We start from the raw sequence: 17,036 nt of genomic DNA, 5'->3' as shown, positions 1-17,036 counted from the left end.
AGCGAGAAACCCTTTGCCAAATTCAAGCCGCTGATATTGAATACAGTCTTGCTATGGCAATGACCGAACATCAACTTTACGCAATGTAATAATTTCTTATAGTCAATATATTAAGATAGTACATTTTCCCGAATAAATCGCAGAAAACTATTATAGCTCTTACCAGAATCATCAACAGATGCTAAAGTTGAACTATATCAATATTTCTAATTTCTAATGAGCATGCCATATGATCCAGGAAAAACGTGTTATTCGTCGAATCCAGTCTGGTGGTTGTGCGATCCACTGCCAGGATTGCAGCATTAACCAGCTGTGCATCCCTTTCACCCTGAATGAACACGAGCTTGACCAGCTCGATAATATCATTGAGCGTAAGAAACCTATCCAGAAAGGGCAAACTTTGTTTAAAGCAGGAGATGAGTTGAAATCTCTTTATGCTATCCGTTCTGGCACGATTAAAAGCTACACCATCACCGAAGAAGGTGATGAACAGATCACAGGTTTCCATCTCGCAGGGGATTTAGTGGGTTTTGACGCCATCCTTAATACTCAGCATCCAAGTTTTGCTCAAGCCCTGGAAACATCGATGGTTTGTGAAATTCCGTTTGAAACACTGGATGATCTGTCCGGTAAAATGCCTAATCTTCGCCAGCAAATGATGCGCCTGATGAGCGGGGAAATTAAAGGCGACCAAGAAATGATATTGTTGTTATCCAAGAAAAACGCCGAAGAGCGATTAGCCGCATTCATTTATAATCTCTCTCGTCGCTTCGCTCAGCGTGGTTTCTCACCAAGAGAATTCCGTTTAACCATGACTCGTAGTGATATTGGTAATTACCTTGGTCTGACTGTTGAAACTATTAGTCGTCTGCTTGGGCGCTTCCAGAAAAACAATACGCTCGGCGTAAAAGGTAAATACATCACTATTGAAAATATGGATAAACTGGCCGACTTAGTCGGAAAAAAATCTGTTTCAATTACCTGATGTTAAAACCAGATCACCCGTCAATCTCCTTTCTACCTCGTCTTGAGGAGGATGGAAAGGAGGCAGTTTTCCCGCTTGGCGGCGGACAGCATTGAATGGCGTGGCATATGACCTCCTTGTTCTTGAAAATGAGGGTTTATGAAAAAACACTGTACCGCCAACTTATAGTACACAATATCAAAGGGTTAGCGTTATCGAAAGTCTTTCTTGAAACAATATTCTCAAAATACTACACTACTAATAAATTTCAATAATGAGGAACGGTCATGATAACGACACCGTCTGTACCTGTTGGCATGATAAAAAGCTTTGGTGCGTTTGGGCCAAAATATGAAGTAGGGAAACTGCTCCGTCCGTTAGAGGATGGTGACTGGATGATAGAAGTCGTCCTGGTAGAAACGGGTGAAAAAACCGAATATCGTCTGGCCCACGTTAACAATGACCCCAAGGCCGCTTGAATGTACGCTATTGCCTTCGATTTAGTTGTTGCTGACACCGAACAACACCACCCTAAAGGAGTATCGCAAGCCTACGCTGAAATCGGTGCAACGCTGGCTCAATACGGTTTTAGACGCGTTCAGGGCAGTCTGTATGTCAGCGAAGACGAAAACATGGCCCAGCTTTTTGTAGCGATCCAATCTCTCAAGGCCCAATCGTGGTTTCCTCCCTCAGTGCGTGACATTCGCGCTTTCAGAATTGAACAATGGTCTGATTTCACTCCTGTGGTTAAAGGTCAGTGAATTATGTTAATTGGCTATGCTCGTGTCTCGACGCAAGATCAAAATCTGGAGCTTCAACACTCTACCTCTGACCTGTTCGATTTGCTTATATTGGTTTATCTTTAGTATTGAAGCTTAATATTGAAGCGTGTTTTGTCTAGCCTCTGTGAGGATACCATTATGGCAAACTATCAAAACCTTTTAGTTGCAATTGACCCAAGTCAGGACGATCAACCGGCATTAAGACGCGCAGTTTATATAGCGCAACGTAACGGTGGCCGGATTAAAGCTTTCTTACCCATTTATGATCTTTCTTATGAAATGACCACCTTACTCTCCCCAGAAGAAGGTAGTGCCATGCGTAAGGGTGTTACCAGCCAACGCACTGCCTGGCTTAAACAACAAGCGTACTACTATCTGGAAGCCGGTATTGATATTGAAATAAAAGTGGTATGGCATAATCGACCTTATGAAGCGATTATCCAGGAGGTCATTACAGGTAATCATGATTTACTTCTGAAAATGACGCATAAACATGACAAGCTAGGCTCTTTGATTTTTACCCCACTTGACTGGCAGTTACTCCGCAAATGCCCATGTCCCGTATGGATGGTAAAAGATCAGATATGGCCGGACCAAGGCTCCGTTGTCGTCGCGGTCAATTTATCTAATGAAGAATCATACCACCATGAACTGAACCTGAAACTGGTCAGGGAAACTCAGGAACTGGCAAACCAGATAATGAAAAACCCGGAAATTCATTTGGTCAGCGCTTATCCTGTTGCACCGCTGAATATCGCTATTGAACTACCCGATTTCGACCCAAGTGTTTATAACCATGCTCTGCGTGGCCAGCATCTTATTGCCATGAAAGAATTGCGCCAAAAATTCTGCCTTGATGAAAAATATACTCATATCCATGAAGGATTACCGGAGAGTGTTATTCCCAAAATGTGTGATGAAATGAATGCGGGCATTATTGTTCTTGGTATCCTCGGCAGAACTGGGCTATCTGCGGCTTTTCTGGGAAATACCGCAGAACATGTGATCGATAATCTTAAATGTGACATTCTGACAATCAAACCTGATGGTTTTGAATGTCCAATTAAAGCCGCTAAAGAGTGATAGTAAATAGCATGATAACCATCCATTTGGCGATAAAGTCCGAAACAAATTTTCGTCCCAGATTTTATCGCCAGATAAACGGCTCAGGCAGTGTAACACCAAGGATCTCCTCACGAGCTATACGCCAGAAAAGACGAATACCCGCTTTAACTTGATAAGTTTCTTTTCCCAATACCTTAAAGATTAGGCCACACTGATTGGGTAAACGACTGGTACCACTCGCTATACCCGTTTCAGCATCGTACTGAGGCGTTATGCGCGCCAGAATACGATCGTGGTGAATTTGAGGTGTCAGCAAGATCACATTGCCAAATACATGGAACGGCCCCATCACCCCTACGCTGTTCAACGGTTGTTTTTTGGGCTCCAGTACATAACGTTCTGTAAACAATACTTTGCCATCAAAATCAGTTGCCGTAATGCGTGATGAGTAAACATCAAATTTAAACCCTTGATCAGCTAGATGATACTTGCGGCCAGACATAATCATCTCAGAATAAATCAGGGTGGCTGTCGGATGAATGGTTATCTGAGTGGCGGTAATAAACCGAGAACCACTGTGAGGTATTACCGGATCGGGCATCATTTCCAGATAGCCTCCCTGCTCTATCTGGATAGTTTGCACTTGCGCCGCGTAGTTATTCACCATCGAATGAATCTTAGTCGCCGATTGGGTAGTAACATGACCAAATGCCTCTGGAGCGACATGAATGTCCAGTGCCAATCTATCCCCTTGCAAGATACATCCCGACGTGGAGATCATAAATACACACGGCATCCGTGGTAGTGCCTCATCCCAATACAACGCCCGCTGTACCAAATAAGGAACCCGGCGTTTCATCTGCGCCAAAATGCTACGATCACCACGCCGAGCAAATCCCAACCGTAGATAACCGCTTTTACCTACATCACCGCTTGCCATCTGGGGCGGTTCATCCTGAAATCGTGCAAGTTCCGGTGCGTTGATACCAAGATTATTCGCCTGTTGACACGCTTCTCCAATACTTTGTGGCAAGCTGGTGGCAGTCATTGTGTTGCCTGTAATGAATGGGTAAACAGGAAATCACGCATGATCATATTTACCAACGTCTCAACACCCTCACCTGTTTTGCAATTGGTAAGAATATAAGGACGCTGGCCACGCACAACTTGAGTGTCATGCTCCATCACCGCCAGACTGGCGCCAACATAAGGCGCCAAATCAATTTTGTTGATCACCAGAATATCGGCCTGTACCAAACCCGGACCGTTCTTACGCGGAATTTTCTCCCCTTCAGCAACATCAATCACATAAATATAAAAATCCGCCAACGCTGGACTAAAAGTGAGTGTCAGATTATCACCACCACTTTCAATCAACACAACGTCGCTGTCAGGAAAACGCGCTTCCATCTCCTCTACCGCAGCAATATTCATACTGGGATCTTCACGCACCGCAGTATGAGGGCAAGCACCGGTTTCCACACCAAGTATCTTTTCTTCATCTAAAATGCCTTTCAAGGTACGTTTAACCTGTTTAGCATCCTCAGTGGTAACAATATCATTGGTGATAATCAGAGGTTTTATTCCGCGCTGAATCAAGATAGGAGTGATCACTTCAATAACGGCAGTTTTGCCTGAACCCACCGGACCGCCAATACCAATTCGGGTAATTTTTTTCACAAGAGTTTCCTCATACGATTAAGAGGTGGTTAAAAGCAATATCAGGATCAAGCTAGTTACTGAACAGCCGGGTAAACGCGCTAACGTGCAGTGCCGCCAGGACATCGGTCATAGGTGCATAAGATGTCATCTGTTCAATCCCTCCCTTTTCCGCCTCATCACAAAACAGTTCAATATCTTGATTCAATGAGAACAAGATACGTTGAATTTCAATATGGGTAACACGCATCAGACGTATAGCCGCACTAAGTATCGTCATTGCAACGCCATATTGGTGCATGACGATCACTTCACGTGGAGCAGCGCCCAATGCACTCATGACGACCGCCAAAGTAATCGGATAGGTACCTGCGGTAATATCGCTCTTTATTTGTGCTAACCACCATGCAATTAATGACTCACCGGTGACTTCAACTGCCATTTCCGCTAACTTTTTTCCCATCCGAGTGACCATAGTGCGACTTTCTTCATTTAATTTGCGGTTAAATACTGCCCAATCATGGGAGATAACGGCATCATGCTGCCCCCCATTCAGTGCCTGACACGCAGCCACTACTGCGCGACCATCACTACTCACCGCCTGTAACAGCGCTGTACGCGTAAAGTCGCTTAACGTTGCCACGTCATATACGATTTTGCTCTGAATGGCTGATTCCAGACCGTTTGAGAAAGAAAATGCGCCAACAGGCAGTACTGAATCAGCAAACTGCATGATTCTGATTAAGCGGAGCGCGTTCATTTTAGTTTGATCACATGCTGGTTCAGAAATGTATTATCGACATGAACGTGGGTCGCGGAATCCTCTGCACCACCGAATAACAAGCGAGCCTCTGAGTTGTTAAGAGAAGGCAATATCTCTTCACCTTTAACAAAGGAGTAAGGCAATGCATGAAAACCGTGGGTTTTCATGACTGAATCCATGACCTTAGTGGATACTGTCAGCGGAATATAAATCTGGTTATTTTTAATCACTGATTTCCAATGCTGGTTACCTAAAGCATGACCAAGTTCAAAACTGGTTTTCATTACCGTCTCTAAATCTAATGACAGCAATGATTTTAGGTGAATAACCATCACATCACGCAAGCTCATTTGAACAATAACCGCCAATCCTTTAGCTTCGTCCCACAATAAAACGTCGCCATCAGACAATATCTGATGACGGTCAAGGGAAATCCCCAAATCCAACCCGTTAAGGGTGGATTTACGACAACGGCTTTTTTGCGCTTCCCATTGCGAAAGCACCAAGATATCCGGCGAGATCCCTTGTAAGCGATCTCGCCAGAAAACATCCTTTTTGGCATTACCAAGAATCTGTTCAATAACAATCATAAGATAATCCTCTGAACGCATGGATCGATTAATCCGGCCAGAAAAAACATTCTCTGACCGGCAGCAAAAAATAGACTAACTAAAGAAATAGCGCTGATTGAGCGCGACTGTCCTGACCGGTTTTACCGTGGCATATTCACCATTCACCTTGACGGCAAAGGTTTCAGCATCCACTTCAATGGTGGGTGTTTCAGCATTACGCACCATGTCTTTCTTAGAGATAGCCCGGCAATTGCGCACCGCCATAACCTGGCGTTCCAAACCAAGACTCTCTTTTACCCCCAGTTCCATTGCCGCCTGAGAGACAAAAGTAACACAGGTTTCCTGAATGGTTTTGCCCAATGCACCAAACATTGGACGATAAAATGTCGGCTGAGGCGTCGGCAGTGAAGCATTTGGATCCCCCATCACCGCCCAATTAATCATACCGCCCTTGATGACCAGTTTAGGTTTTACGCCAAAAAAACGGGGCTCCCACAGCACAAGATCAGCCATTTTTCCCACTTCAACCGAACCGAGCACATGACTTATTCCCTGAGCAATAGCCGGGTTAATCGTAATTTTGGCGGCGTAACGTAATACACGGAAATTATCGTTATATGCTGCATCTTCCGGCAACTTGCCACGCGCTGCTTTCATAGCATGAGCAGTTTGCATTACGCGCAACCAATTTTCTCCCACTCGTCCCATTGCCTGAGAATCGCTGGAAAACATCGACAATACGCCCATATCGTGCAAAACATTTTCCGCGGCAATGGTCTCTGGACGTACACGGCTTTCCGAAAATGCAACATCAGCCGGTACTTTAGGATTAAGGTTATGGCAAACCATAATCATATCAAACAGTTCTGCCTGACTATTGATGCCGTAAGGCAGTGTGGGATTAGTAGAACTGGGCAACACATTCATCTGGCTGGCAACTTTAATGATATCTGGTGCATGCCCGCCACCGGCGCCTTCGGTGTGGAAAGTATGAATGGTGCGACCTTCAAAAGCATCAATGGTATCTTCAACATAACCGCCTTCATTCAGGCTATCGGTATGCACTGCGACTTGGATATCCATTTCATCCGCTACACGTAAGGCATTACGCAATGCGGAGTGAGTTGCGCCCCAGTCTTCGTGCACTTTCAGCCCGGCAACGCCTGCTTTGATCTGCTCAATCAGCGGCATAGCCACCGCGGCATGGCCCTTTCCCAAAATACCTACGTTAACCGGTAAACCTTCAAAAGCACGCAACATGCGGTGGATATGCCACGGACCGGCGGTGACAGTCGTGCCGTTAGTGCCATCAGTGGGGCCAACACCACCGCCAAAGAAAGTCGTCACACCATTGGATAAAGCATGTTCAGCCTGTTGAGGAGAAATAAAGTGAATATGGGTATCAATGCCAGCAGCCGTGAGGATAAGATGCTCACCGGATATAGCATCGGTACTAACACCAACCACCATACCGGGGGTAACACCATTCATCATGTTGGGATTACCACTTTTACCTATCCCGACAATGCGTCCCTCTTTTATGCCGACATCCGCTTTAATGACTCCTTGTCGAGCATCCAAAATAGTGACGCTGGTAATCACCAAATCCAATACGTTTTCGCTGGTCATGCGGTTATCCGCCCCCATGCCATCACGCAGCGATTTGCCCCCGCCATAGACCGATTCATCACCATAGCCACGCAGATCTTTCTCAATTTCAATAAATAGATTGGTATCACCCAAACGAATCTTATCACCAGTCGTTGGGCCAAAAAGACCTACATATTCCTGTCGGGAAATGGTTGGCATAGTTTATTCCTTTGTTCGAAAGATTTTCCGATGTTCGTCAACTCTACCTTGGATTTATTCGATAACCTTATAACCCAAATTCTATTACCCAGCATGTAACCAGGTTTTTTCTTCCTGCTCATCAATGGCAACCTGGCTTTTACCTGCCCAGCCATCGACTAAGTTATTAAATCCATAAACGTTTTGTTTCCCACCAATCGGGATTAATGACACCTCGATTTCATCACCAGGTTCAAAACGGATTGCGGTTGTCGCCGTGATATTAAGTCGTTTACCAAATGCCGCTGCACGATTAAATTGCAAGGCTTTATTGACCTCAAAAAAGTGGAAATGAGATCCCACTTGAATAGGACGATCACCTGAATTACGAACTTTTAATTGAATAACCGGACAATCTTCATTAAAGGAGATCGGGTCTTTAGCCAGAATATACCCCCCCAACGGAGTAATATCTTCTTTATTATTTTTTTCCATCGGAAAATCTCCACGTTAAGACGCGAGCCAAAACATAAACTAATATTTTGTCTAGATAATTTTTCCTGCTATTTATAATTTGTTTCAGCAATCATTGGATGGGATCATGCACAGTGACTAAGCGGCTGCCATCAGTAAATATTGCTTCAACCTGCACATGTGGAATAAGATCAGCCACACCATCCATCACATCTTCTTTAGTCAGAATGTGCCGGGAATCATCCATTACTTCTTCTAGTGTTTTCCCCTCTCTGGCACCTTCCAATGCAGCCGCGGTAATAATAGCGACGGCTTCAGGATAATTGAGTTTTAAACCACGAGACTTACGCTTTAATGCGACATCAGCCAGTGTATATACCATGAGTTTTTCAATTTCCCTTGGTGTTAATTGCATAAAGCCCCCTAATCATTGGTTATTCCATATGGTCATACCACTATGCCAAAATATAACTTAATACGCTTTTCCCAACAGACTTTATTCAAAAGTTGCTATCCCTATCTGAATATTGAGCAAGATAATCTTTTAGTGAAAAAAGTTTTGACACAAAGACCATAATATGTCAATTAAGATCATTCTTCTCAACACAGGTTAGTCCTCTTACCTCTTATTTAAGTTTATCCAAAGTAATATTACAAGCTGATTAGTGTGCCTGCTCAGTAAAAAAATTATAGGTCATGGAGTCAAAAAATACTTACTGTTTTTTTGGCTTCTAGCAATCACCCGCAAAGTGGGTTTTACATTTACAGGTATTCCAGATATGAATAATTTAACGGATAAAAAACGTGCTGTATCTCTTCTTGTTGTTCTGATTGCTGCTAACGTACTTGCTTGGGTTTGGGCATTTATCGCTTTCCGTCATCATGCGATTATGATGGGGGCAGCCCTGCTGGCTTACGGTTACGGACTACGCCATGCGGTCGACGCTGATCATATCGCGGCAATTGATAACGTCACCCGTAAATTGATGCAACAGGGTAAATCACCCATTGCTGTCGGCGCTTTCTTTTCTCTTGGGCACTCTACCATTGTTATTCTGGCCTGCTTCGCCATTGTTCTAACCTCTATGGCGTTTAAAGATCAAATGGGCTGGGTTCATGACTATGGCGGCATTGTTGGTACCTTAGTTTCTGCCTGCTTTCTGCTAGCGATAGCACTGATTAATTTGCTGATATTGAAAAGCGTTTATCAGAAGTTCCAGGAGATCAAACGTGGCAGAAATCTGGCTAAAAGTGATTTGACTGAACTGGAAGCAACGCCAGGGGGAATCATGACGCGCCTGTTTCATACAGTCTTCCGGCTGGTAAGCAAAAGCTGGCATATGTATTTGGTCGGTTTTCTGTTTGGATTGGGTTTCGACACCGCGACCGAAGTTGGGCTATTAAGTATATCTGCCGCCGGTTCTCTCAGTGGACTTCCTCTGTGGTCATTGATGGTATTCCCGGCGCTATTTACCAGCGGTATGGCACTCATCGACTCACTGGATAATTTTGTGATGGTGGGAGCCTATGGTTGGGCGTTTTCCCAGCCGACACGCAAACTCTACTACAACATGACCATCACCGCGGCTTCCGTGGCCGTAGCACTGTTCATTGGTGGATTGGAAGCGCTTGGACTTATCGCTGAGCAGTGGGATTTGCATGGTGTTTTCTGGGACACTATCGGGGCATTAAACGACAACATGGGCAATGTTGGTTTTTGGGTCGTCGGGATTTTCATTCTGTTCTGGACATTATCGGTGATGAATTATCGCTGGCGGGGGTACGATACGCTGGAAATTAAATAACAAACGCAAAACTCCTTACATATCGTGCGATGTATTACATCCTGAAATGTTGTTATTCTTACTTCCCAATGACAACGTTTATTTTATTAGTGACATTTGTAGAAAGATTATGCATAAACAAACGAATACTCTGAAATCCAGACAACAATTTTTGCGTGATGCTGAAAACGCTTGGTTAGAATATGAAGGAAGCTACCGGCTTGCATTTAACTGGCAATGAACTTTCTGACTGGTTAGACGCTATTGCACGTGGCGAGGATAAAGAGCTCCCTGAATGCCACCTGTAGTCTGGCGCCAAAGGATAAATTTACAGGGTTGACGGTTGGAAACTACCAATTTCTTCTGTCTCTCAATCATATCTCGATTGAGAGACAATAAATCCATCAAATCTGTACGTTAAAAAGATAGAAAATCACAGTGCACGCAGGATTGCCTCTACACTCGCTTTCGCATCACCGAACAACATCTGACTGTTGTCTTTAAAGAACAGTGGGTTTTGCACACCGGCGTAACCTGTGTTCATAGAGCGTTTAAACACAACAACATTTTGTGCTTTCCAGACTTCCAGAACGGGCATACCCGCAATCGGACTGTTGGGATCTTCCTGTGCCGCAGGGTTAACGGTGTCGTTGGCGCCAATAACCAACACAGTATCGGTATCAGAGAAATCATCATTGATTTCATCCATTTCCAAAACAACGTCGTAAGGCACTTTTGCTTCTGCCAACAGCACGTTCATATGCCCAGGCAAACGCCCCGCAACGGGATGAATACCAAAGCGGACGTTAATTCCCTTCTCTCGCAGTTTAGCGGTGATGTCATGTACCGGATACTGCGCCTGTGCAACAGCCATACCATATCCCGGCGTGATGATAACCGAAGTTGAGTTTTTCAATAGTTCAGCAACTTCTTCCGCTGTGGTTTCGCGGTACTCGCCCATCTCCTGCTCATCACCGGTTGAAGAACCATCAGTCCCAAACCCACCGGCAATCACACTGATAAAAGACCGATTCATGGCCTTACACATGATGTAAGAGAGAATCGCCCCCGAAGAGCCCACCAATGCACCCGTGACAATCAACAAATCATTGCTCAACATGAAACCCGCCGCGGCGGCGGCCCAACCCGAATAGGAGTTCAACATTGAAACCACTACTGGCATATCCGCACCACCGATGGAAGCAACCAAATGCCAACCAAACGCCAATGCGATTGCTGTCATGAGCAACAACGTGAACACTTGCAGACCCGTACTTTCTGTTTTCACAAAGGTAATCAACAGCACAAAGGAGATAACAAGCGCCGCGAGGTTTAATTTATGACGATTTGGCAGCATCAACGGTTTAGAGGACATTTTTCCACATAACTTACCAAATGCCACAACAGAACCGGTGAAGGTAACCGCACCAATGAAAACCCCCAGGAAAACTTCTGTCAGATGGATATTTTCCATCACGGGTTCTGCAAAACTATCGTGAGCAATAAAGCTATTAAAACCAACCAATACGGCGGCCAAACCAACAAAACTGTGCAGAATGGCAACCAATTCCGGCATTTCAGTCATTTCAATTCTATTTGCCAGACGAATACCAATAACCGCACCGATCACCATCGCCAGAATAACCCAGACAACACTTCCGGTGTCAGGCCCGAAAATAGTCGCAATCAATGCGATTGCCATTCCAGTGATACCAAAAATATTTCCGCGTTTAGAACTCTCATGACGAGATAAACCTGCCAGGCTGAAAATAAATAAAATGGCGGCAACAATATAGGCTGCTGTAACGACTCCACTCGACATTAGTTACCCCTTAGTCCTTACGAAACATTTTCAGCATACGTTGAGTGACAGTAAAGCCACCGAAGATATTAATGCTGGCAATAAGAACAGCAATAAATGAGAAGAAACTTACCCATCCACCATCACCAATTTGCAATAACGCCCCAACGACAATAATCCCCGAAATGGCATTAGTTACCGACATTAATGGTGTGTGTAAAGCATGGCTGACATTCCAGACTACGTAATAACCCACCACGCAAGCTAACGCGAAAACAGTAAAGTGGGATAAAAATTCTTTTGGTGCAACATTGGCTAACCAACCGAACAAAATAACAGCCAATGCCAATAAACCATATTTCAACCAAGGTGAAACGGGTTTCGCCGCTGGCTTTTCTGCTTTAATTGATGCCGGTTTTGCCTGCTGCTGGGCCGAAACTTGAATGGGTGGCGCCGGCCAGGTAATTTCGCCCTCTTTGACGACTGTCACGCCACGAATAACAACATCGTCAAAATCAATATTGATTTCGCCATTTTTTTCTTTGCACAGTAACTTAAGCAAATTAACCAGGTTAGTGCCGTAGAGTTGTGAAGATTGTGTTGGCAAGCGGCTTGGCAAATCTGTGTAACCAATAATTTTCACACCATTTGCTGTAACAACTAATTTATCTGCTTGGGTTAATTCACAGTTTCCTCCCGTCTGAGCGGCCAGATCAACAATCACACTACCCGGCTTCATGGATTCAACCATCTCTTTGGTGATAAGACGTGGAGCCGGTTTTCCCGGAATAAGCGCCGTCGTCACAATAATGTCAACTTCTTTTGCTTGTTCAGCAAAAAGCGCCATCTCCGCTTTAATAAAGGCTTCAGACATAACTTTTGCATAGCCGTCGCCACTACCGGCCTCTTCTTCAAAATTCAGCTCCAGAAACTCTGCTCCCATGCTCTGAATTTGCTCTTTAACTTCAGGGCGAGTATCAAATGCACGAACAACCGCTCCCAGACTGCCCGCTGCACCCACTGCGGCTAAACCAGCAACACCGGCACCAATAATCATCACCTTGGCTGGCGGGACTTTACCTGCGGCGGTGATCTGACCAGTAAAGAAGCGACCAAATTCGTGAGCGGCTTCGACTATTGCACGATAACCAGCAATATTTGCCATGGAACTCAACGCATCCAACGACTGTGCTCTGGAAATACGCGGTACTGAATCCATAGCCAACACCGTGACTTTGCGGTCTGATAACTTCTGCATTAACTCAGGGTTTTGTGCCGGCCAGACAAAACTCACCAACGTACTCCCTTCCTTCATTAAGGCTATTTCGTCATCCTCAGGAGCATTAACCTTTAAAATGATATCTGAACGCCAAATATTATGACGATCAGTAATTTCAGCACCTACTTGTTGGTAAGCACTATCCTCAAAGCTGGCTAAATGCCCCGCTCCACTCTCAACAACGACATTAAATCCCAATTTCAGCAGGTGTTCCACAGTGTTCGGTGTGGCTGCAACACGTGCTTCATTGGCAAGTCGCTCCTTCGGTACACCAATACGCATAATGTTCCCTTCCTAAAGCCTAAGATTAATAATGATTATTGCTTGTTACAGTCAATTTAGCGACTAAATTAACTTTATTACTGCCATCAGCAAAATCTATCAACAAATATTTTGATAACAAATTGAAAATATTATCGATGATCGATCGCTAATGGGTAGAAAATAACTAAGTAGTATTACCGGTGCAAATCGCAACTTTAACTAGACCATTCGCTATGTTGATAAAAACTTATGACGCCCTATCCTATAAACTTGCATTCATTCATACTGATAGCATAAATTCGTGGGACATTAGCTATTATTACATGTAATAATTATCGGCTATGTGATGCACAACCATGTTCAGCAAGTTACAACTATTTAATGCGCAAGGTGGAAGGATTTTTTATGAAGCTGAAAACAACGATCATTGCAGCCGCGGTACTCTCATTAACGGGTATTACCACTGTTCAAGCAGCTCAGGAGTTATCCCCGGAGAAAGCAGCAGAGCTGAAACCGTTTAAACGTATTACGGTTACAGGCCCTTTTAATGCTATTTATGAAGCTGCCGATGCGGTTTCCCGTCGTGCAGACAAAATGGGTGCAGATGGGTTTTATATCCAAAGCCTTGACGATCTAAATAATAGCGGCAATCTGCGCGTTACGGCTGATCTGTTTCACAAAGATGCAGAGAAAATTGATAATTCACCTAAATATCGTCTGTTCCGTGGCATCAAAGAATTACCCAAAGCAGAAGCTATAACACTGGAACCATTCGATACGGTCACTATTAGCGGCTTTTACGACAATGAACCCGATTTGAATGAAGCCATTGCAAAAGAAGCCAAGAAAAAAGACGCAGCGGCTTTCTTTATTGTTCGTCAGGTTGCAATCAATGATGGCGGTAATCAGACGGTGACAGCTTATGTTTATAAAGATGATGCGCCAAAACGCCAAATTCAGGTTGATGAAGCTGTTATCCCGGCAGATTCCGATTCTGGACGCATTGCATTGGCTGCTGGTGGTGAATCAGCTAAAAAAGTAGAAATTCCTGGTTTAGCCTCTTCAACTTCAACCAGTAATTCTGTTGGCCGCTTCTTTGAAACCCAGTATTCTAAAGGTGAACGTTACACGGTAACTCTTCCTGATGGCACAAAGATCCAAGAATTAAATAAAATCAGCGCTGCTCAGATGGTTCCTTTTGATTCCATCACCTTTTCAGGTTACTACAACAGCATGCCTGATGTTTCCTATGAAGTTGCTAAACGCGCCGCGGCTAAAGGTGCTAAGTACTATCATATCACCCGTGAATGGCAATCCAGTGGTGGAACCTCCACTATCAGTGCAGATCTGTTCAAATAATCTATACCCGTCATCTTTCAAGTCGCCTCTTTGTTGGCTGCACTCGCTCACCCCGGTCACATAGTTATCTATGCTCCCGGGGATTCGCTCCCTTGCCGTCGCGATGCATCTTGAAATCCATAGGGTATATAACCAAAAAAAGGCACACATGATAATCATATGTGCTTTTTTTACTTATAAAGATAATAAAGTTCTTCAAATTAGTTAGCGGATTCCAACTTCGAATCGATACAATCAATGGCGTTCTGTATCGTCACTATTTTTTCCGCTTCTTCATCATCAATAGTTATTCCGAAATGCTCTTCCAGAGCCATAATCAGTTCAACATTATCTAACGAGTCGGCACCTAATTCCTCGAATGTTTGTGTATTAAGAATCTGGGTTTCAGGTATTCCAAGTTGTTCTGCAACAACACTCTTGACACGATTCTCTAAATTTTCCACGCTGTATTTTCCTAGATGTACCAATTACAAGGGGAAACAGGTTGTTTCCCCATTCTTCATTAACACTAAGATTAAATATTTACACGACAGTCAGGTGCATGAATGCCCCAGTGAATCTGGCACTTTCAGGGATAAAACATAACAGACGCTGATCTTTCTTCAATTTACCCGACTTCATAAGCTCATCCAACATGATATAAATAGAAGCCGATCCGGTATTTCCTTTCATTGTTAAGTTAGTAAACCAACGTTCTTGTTCAATACTAAAATTAATATCATCAAGACCCGCGGAAAATTTCATGCGGAAATATTCAGATGAGTAATGAGGCAAGAACCAATCAATAGATTCTGCCGATAAGTTACGATCAGCAACTATCCGTCTCAATGGTTCGGTAAGTGTGTATTTAACGACCCTCTCATTTAAATATCTGACATCTTGTTTGATGCAGAAAACAGAATAGGCAAGCCAATCAGCCTGGCTCATTTGTGACCAGCCTTTTAAACTGCCATCTGCTAACTTTTCTCCACCTGAGTACATACATGTCTCTTGCTCATTAGCAAAAGAGTACATATCTATCCAATCAATTCGCAATGAAACACCATCAGGTCGAGGTTTGTTTTCAAGTAAAGCAGCGCCGGCGCCATCAGAAAGCATCCAACGCAGAAAATCTTTTTCAAAAGCGATTTCAGGGCGTCGTTCCAGTTCTGCAACCCGAGCTTCGTTTTCACTCTGGAAATTGCGGGCATGCAATACAGTGGAAGGTACTTCCGACGTTGTTGAAACCGCATTACTTGTCGCTCCTGAGAGAACGGACAAATAAGCATATTTCATCGCTGTCATACCCGAAGCACAAGCACCGGCAGTTGAGATAACTTCACATGGTTTATTTTTGAGCTCTCCATGAACCATGATACCATGACCCGGTATAATTTGATCAGGAGTACCACTGCTTGCTGCCAAACTTTGCATATCATCTAAAGAAAAGTGTTCATCAACCAAACCTTTTATTGCCTCAGCCGCTAATTGAGCAGATGTATAAGTTGTCTCACCCGTCTCTGGATCCAGGGCATAATGGCGATATTTGATACCATTATTGCGAAGGACTATATGACGAGATCTTGATGGACGACCACCAACAAAACCAAGGACAGATTCCATTGTATTATTATCTATCGGGTTTCCTGGCATAAACGCGGAAACAGATAAAAATTTGAATGACAGCTGTCCTCTCACCATCTGAGAATATTTTTTGGTATATGTACATATAATCATTCCTGAAAATTAAAAACATATACAAGAAAAAAAAGTTAATAAATGGCAGAGTAATATTTTCACAAACAATATAAATCAAAGCAGTCGTTGTCAACATGATTTTTCTATTTTTATATAAGATTAGTTTTATATCACATTGTAGGGAATTAACTAGTTACTGATAAAGAAGTCAATAAATAATATATTAACCTAAATATAAAATTAACAAAGTCAATTAAAAATCAATAAATATTTAAATTAAATCAATAAATTAAAAAACATTCTATATGTTTTAATTTGATAAAATACTCATAACATTATGAAACTACATATTCAATAGATTAATTTAATAATCTGACATGAAAACAAGAGACGATTATTACTTATCGGTAATATTACATAATAAAATAAAAATTAGAGATAAAACGTTATCCCTCACAACCATTTTTATTAAATTTCGAGATTGATCGAAAAAATTAAAATAAAAATTACTTAATTAGTAATAACACCATCGTAATTCATTCTTATTACCTATTTACCTCAGTACAATAAACAGCATTATAAAAATAACTCATAGAAACTTATAAAAATAAATTGCTATCTAACCACACTTAATCATCACCAAACTGACCATCAAACAATGCATAAATTTTATAGTTATTTGCATAGAAAACCATTGCATCCAGCTCATACCCTTCGTAGAATCCCCCCCTATTTCTAGGTTCAATCAGTCTGTTTCTCCGTCCTGTACAGCTTGGAAGCGATAAAAACCCGATACCCAGTTCAT

General features: G+C 43.1%; 17 protein-coding genes. 6 read left to right on the top strand and 11 right to left on the bottom strand.

Annotated features, from left to right (window positions below):
- The first annotated feature begins 229 nt into the window (after positions 1 to 229).
- The 4 genes from D3222_RS03065 (at position 230) to uspE (ending at position 2,829) form a co-directional block, all read left to right on the top strand.
- Entirely contained in the window at positions 230 to 985 is a 756-nt protein-coding gene (locus tag D3222_RS03065; RefSeq protein ID WP_118984804.1) for an FNR family transcription factor, read from the top strand.
- A 266-nt stretch (positions 986 to 1,251) separates the two neighbouring features.
- Positions 1,252 to 1,443, top strand: a complete 192-nt coding sequence (locus D3222_RS03060; RefSeq protein WP_118984803.1) for a DUF5397 family protein — start codon at positions 1,252 to 1,254, stop codon at positions 1,441 to 1,443.
- A complete protein-coding gene (locus tag D3222_RS03055) occupies positions 1,444 to 1,725 on the top strand; it encodes a virulence factor (RefSeq protein ID WP_118984802.1) in 282 nt (93 codons plus the stop codon). It begins immediately after the preceding gene.
- Between the two features lie 159 nt (positions 1,726 to 1,884).
- Complete coding sequence (gene uspE / locus D3222_RS03050; RefSeq protein WP_118984801.1) at positions 1,885 to 2,829, top strand: universal stress protein UspE; 945 nt, start codon at positions 1,885 to 1,887, stop codon at positions 2,827 to 2,829.
- 64 nt (positions 2,830 to 2,893) lie between these two features.
- Here uspE and D3222_RS03045 read toward each other — a convergent pair whose 3' ends face one another.
- The 7 genes from D3222_RS03045 to D3222_RS03015 all read right to left on the bottom strand — a co-directional run bounded on the left by D3222_RS03045 (position 2,894) and on the right by D3222_RS03015 (position 8,482).
- Positions 2,894 to 3,859, bottom strand: coding sequence for an urease accessory protein UreD (locus D3222_RS03045; protein ID WP_118984800.1), 966 nt, complete (start codon positions 3,857 to 3,859; stop codon positions 2,894 to 2,896).
- Entirely contained in the window at positions 3,856 to 4,491 is a 636-nt protein-coding gene (gene ureG / locus D3222_RS03040; RefSeq protein ID WP_011146430.1) for an urease accessory protein UreG, read from the bottom strand. The genes D3222_RS03045 and ureG overlap by 4 nt, the downstream gene beginning before the upstream one ends.
- A gap of 52 nt (positions 4,492 to 4,543) precedes the next feature.
- The gene (locus D3222_RS03035; RefSeq protein WP_118984799.1) at positions 4,544 to 5,230 is read right to left on the bottom strand and encodes an urease accessory protein UreF; all 687 of its coding nucleotides are present in this window, start codon (positions 5,228 to 5,230) and stop codon (positions 4,544 to 4,546) included.
- Complete coding sequence (gene ureE / locus D3222_RS03030; protein WP_118984798.1) at positions 5,227 to 5,823, bottom strand: urease accessory protein UreE; 597 nt, start codon at positions 5,821 to 5,823, stop codon at positions 5,227 to 5,229. The genes D3222_RS03035 and ureE overlap by 4 nt, the downstream gene beginning before the upstream one ends.
- Positions 5,824 to 5,898: 75 nt before the next feature.
- Positions 5,899 to 7,614, bottom strand: a complete 1,716-nt coding sequence (locus D3222_RS03025) for an urease subunit alpha (RefSeq protein ID WP_118984797.1) — start codon at positions 7,612 to 7,614, stop codon at positions 5,899 to 5,901.
- 84 nt (positions 7,615 to 7,698) lie between these two features.
- Positions 7,699 to 8,088: an urease subunit beta gene (locus D3222_RS03020; protein ID WP_118984796.1), complete on the bottom strand. Its 390-nt coding sequence runs from the start codon at positions 8,086 to 8,088 to the stop codon at positions 7,699 to 7,701.
- A 91-nt stretch (positions 8,089 to 8,179) separates the two neighbouring features.
- Positions 8,180 to 8,482 (bottom strand): urease subunit gamma, encoded by a 303-nt coding sequence (locus D3222_RS03015; protein ID WP_118984795.1) that lies wholly within the window; start codon positions 8,480 to 8,482, stop codon positions 8,180 to 8,182.
- A gap of 364 nt (positions 8,483 to 8,846) precedes the next feature.
- On the opposite strand from D3222_RS03015, the gene D3222_RS03010 reads away from it, so the two are divergent.
- Complete coding sequence (locus D3222_RS03010) at positions 8,847 to 9,872, top strand: HoxN/HupN/NixA family nickel/cobalt transporter (RefSeq protein ID WP_118984919.1); 1,026 nt, start codon at positions 8,847 to 8,849, stop codon at positions 9,870 to 9,872.
- A 412-nt stretch (positions 9,873 to 10,284) separates the two neighbouring features.
- Here the strand turns inward: D3222_RS03010 and pntB are convergent, their stop codons facing one another.
- Together pntB and pntA are read right to left on the bottom strand one after the other, a co-directional pair.
- Complete coding sequence (gene pntB, locus D3222_RS03005) at positions 10,285 to 11,673, bottom strand: Re/Si-specific NAD(P)(+) transhydrogenase subunit beta (protein ID WP_118984794.1); 1,389 nt, start codon at positions 11,671 to 11,673, stop codon at positions 10,285 to 10,287.
- Positions 11,674 to 11,683: 10 nt separating this feature from the next.
- The gene (pntA, locus tag D3222_RS03000; RefSeq protein ID WP_118984793.1) at positions 11,684 to 13,213 is read right to left on the bottom strand and encodes a Re/Si-specific NAD(P)(+) transhydrogenase subunit alpha; all 1,530 of its coding nucleotides are present in this window, start codon (positions 13,211 to 13,213) and stop codon (positions 11,684 to 11,686) included.
- A gap of 387 nt (positions 13,214 to 13,600) precedes the next feature.
- On the opposite strand from pntA, the gene ydgH reads away from it, so the two are divergent.
- On the top strand, positions 13,601 to 14,554 hold the full coding sequence (gene ydgH / locus D3222_RS02995; RefSeq protein WP_118984792.1) for a DUF1471 family protein YdgH: 954 nt from the start codon (positions 13,601 to 13,603) through the stop codon (positions 14,552 to 14,554).
- A 200-nt stretch (positions 14,555 to 14,754) separates the two neighbouring features.
- Here ydgH and stlE read toward each other — a convergent pair whose 3' ends face one another.
- Positions 14,755 to 14,997, bottom strand: a complete 243-nt coding sequence (gene stlE / locus D3222_RS02990) for a stilbene biosynthesis acyl carrier protein StlE (protein WP_036775642.1) — start codon at positions 14,995 to 14,997, stop codon at positions 14,755 to 14,757.
- Between the two features lie 79 nt (positions 14,998 to 15,076).
- On the bottom strand, positions 15,077 to 16,234 hold the full coding sequence (gene stlD, locus D3222_RS02985) for a beta-ketosynthase StlD (RefSeq protein ID WP_118984791.1): 1,158 nt from the start codon (positions 16,232 to 16,234) through the stop codon (positions 15,077 to 15,079).
- Between the last annotated feature and the right edge of the window lie 802 nt (positions 16,235 to 17,036).

This window comes from Photorhabdus sp. CRCIA-P01 (genome assembly GCF_003545805.1).
Classification (GTDB): Bacteria; Pseudomonadota; Gammaproteobacteria; order Enterobacterales; family Enterobacteriaceae; genus Photorhabdus; species Photorhabdus antumapuensis.
The sequence above is the reverse complement of the archived record's forward strand: the minus strand, read 5'-3'. Positions and strand labels throughout refer to the sequence as shown.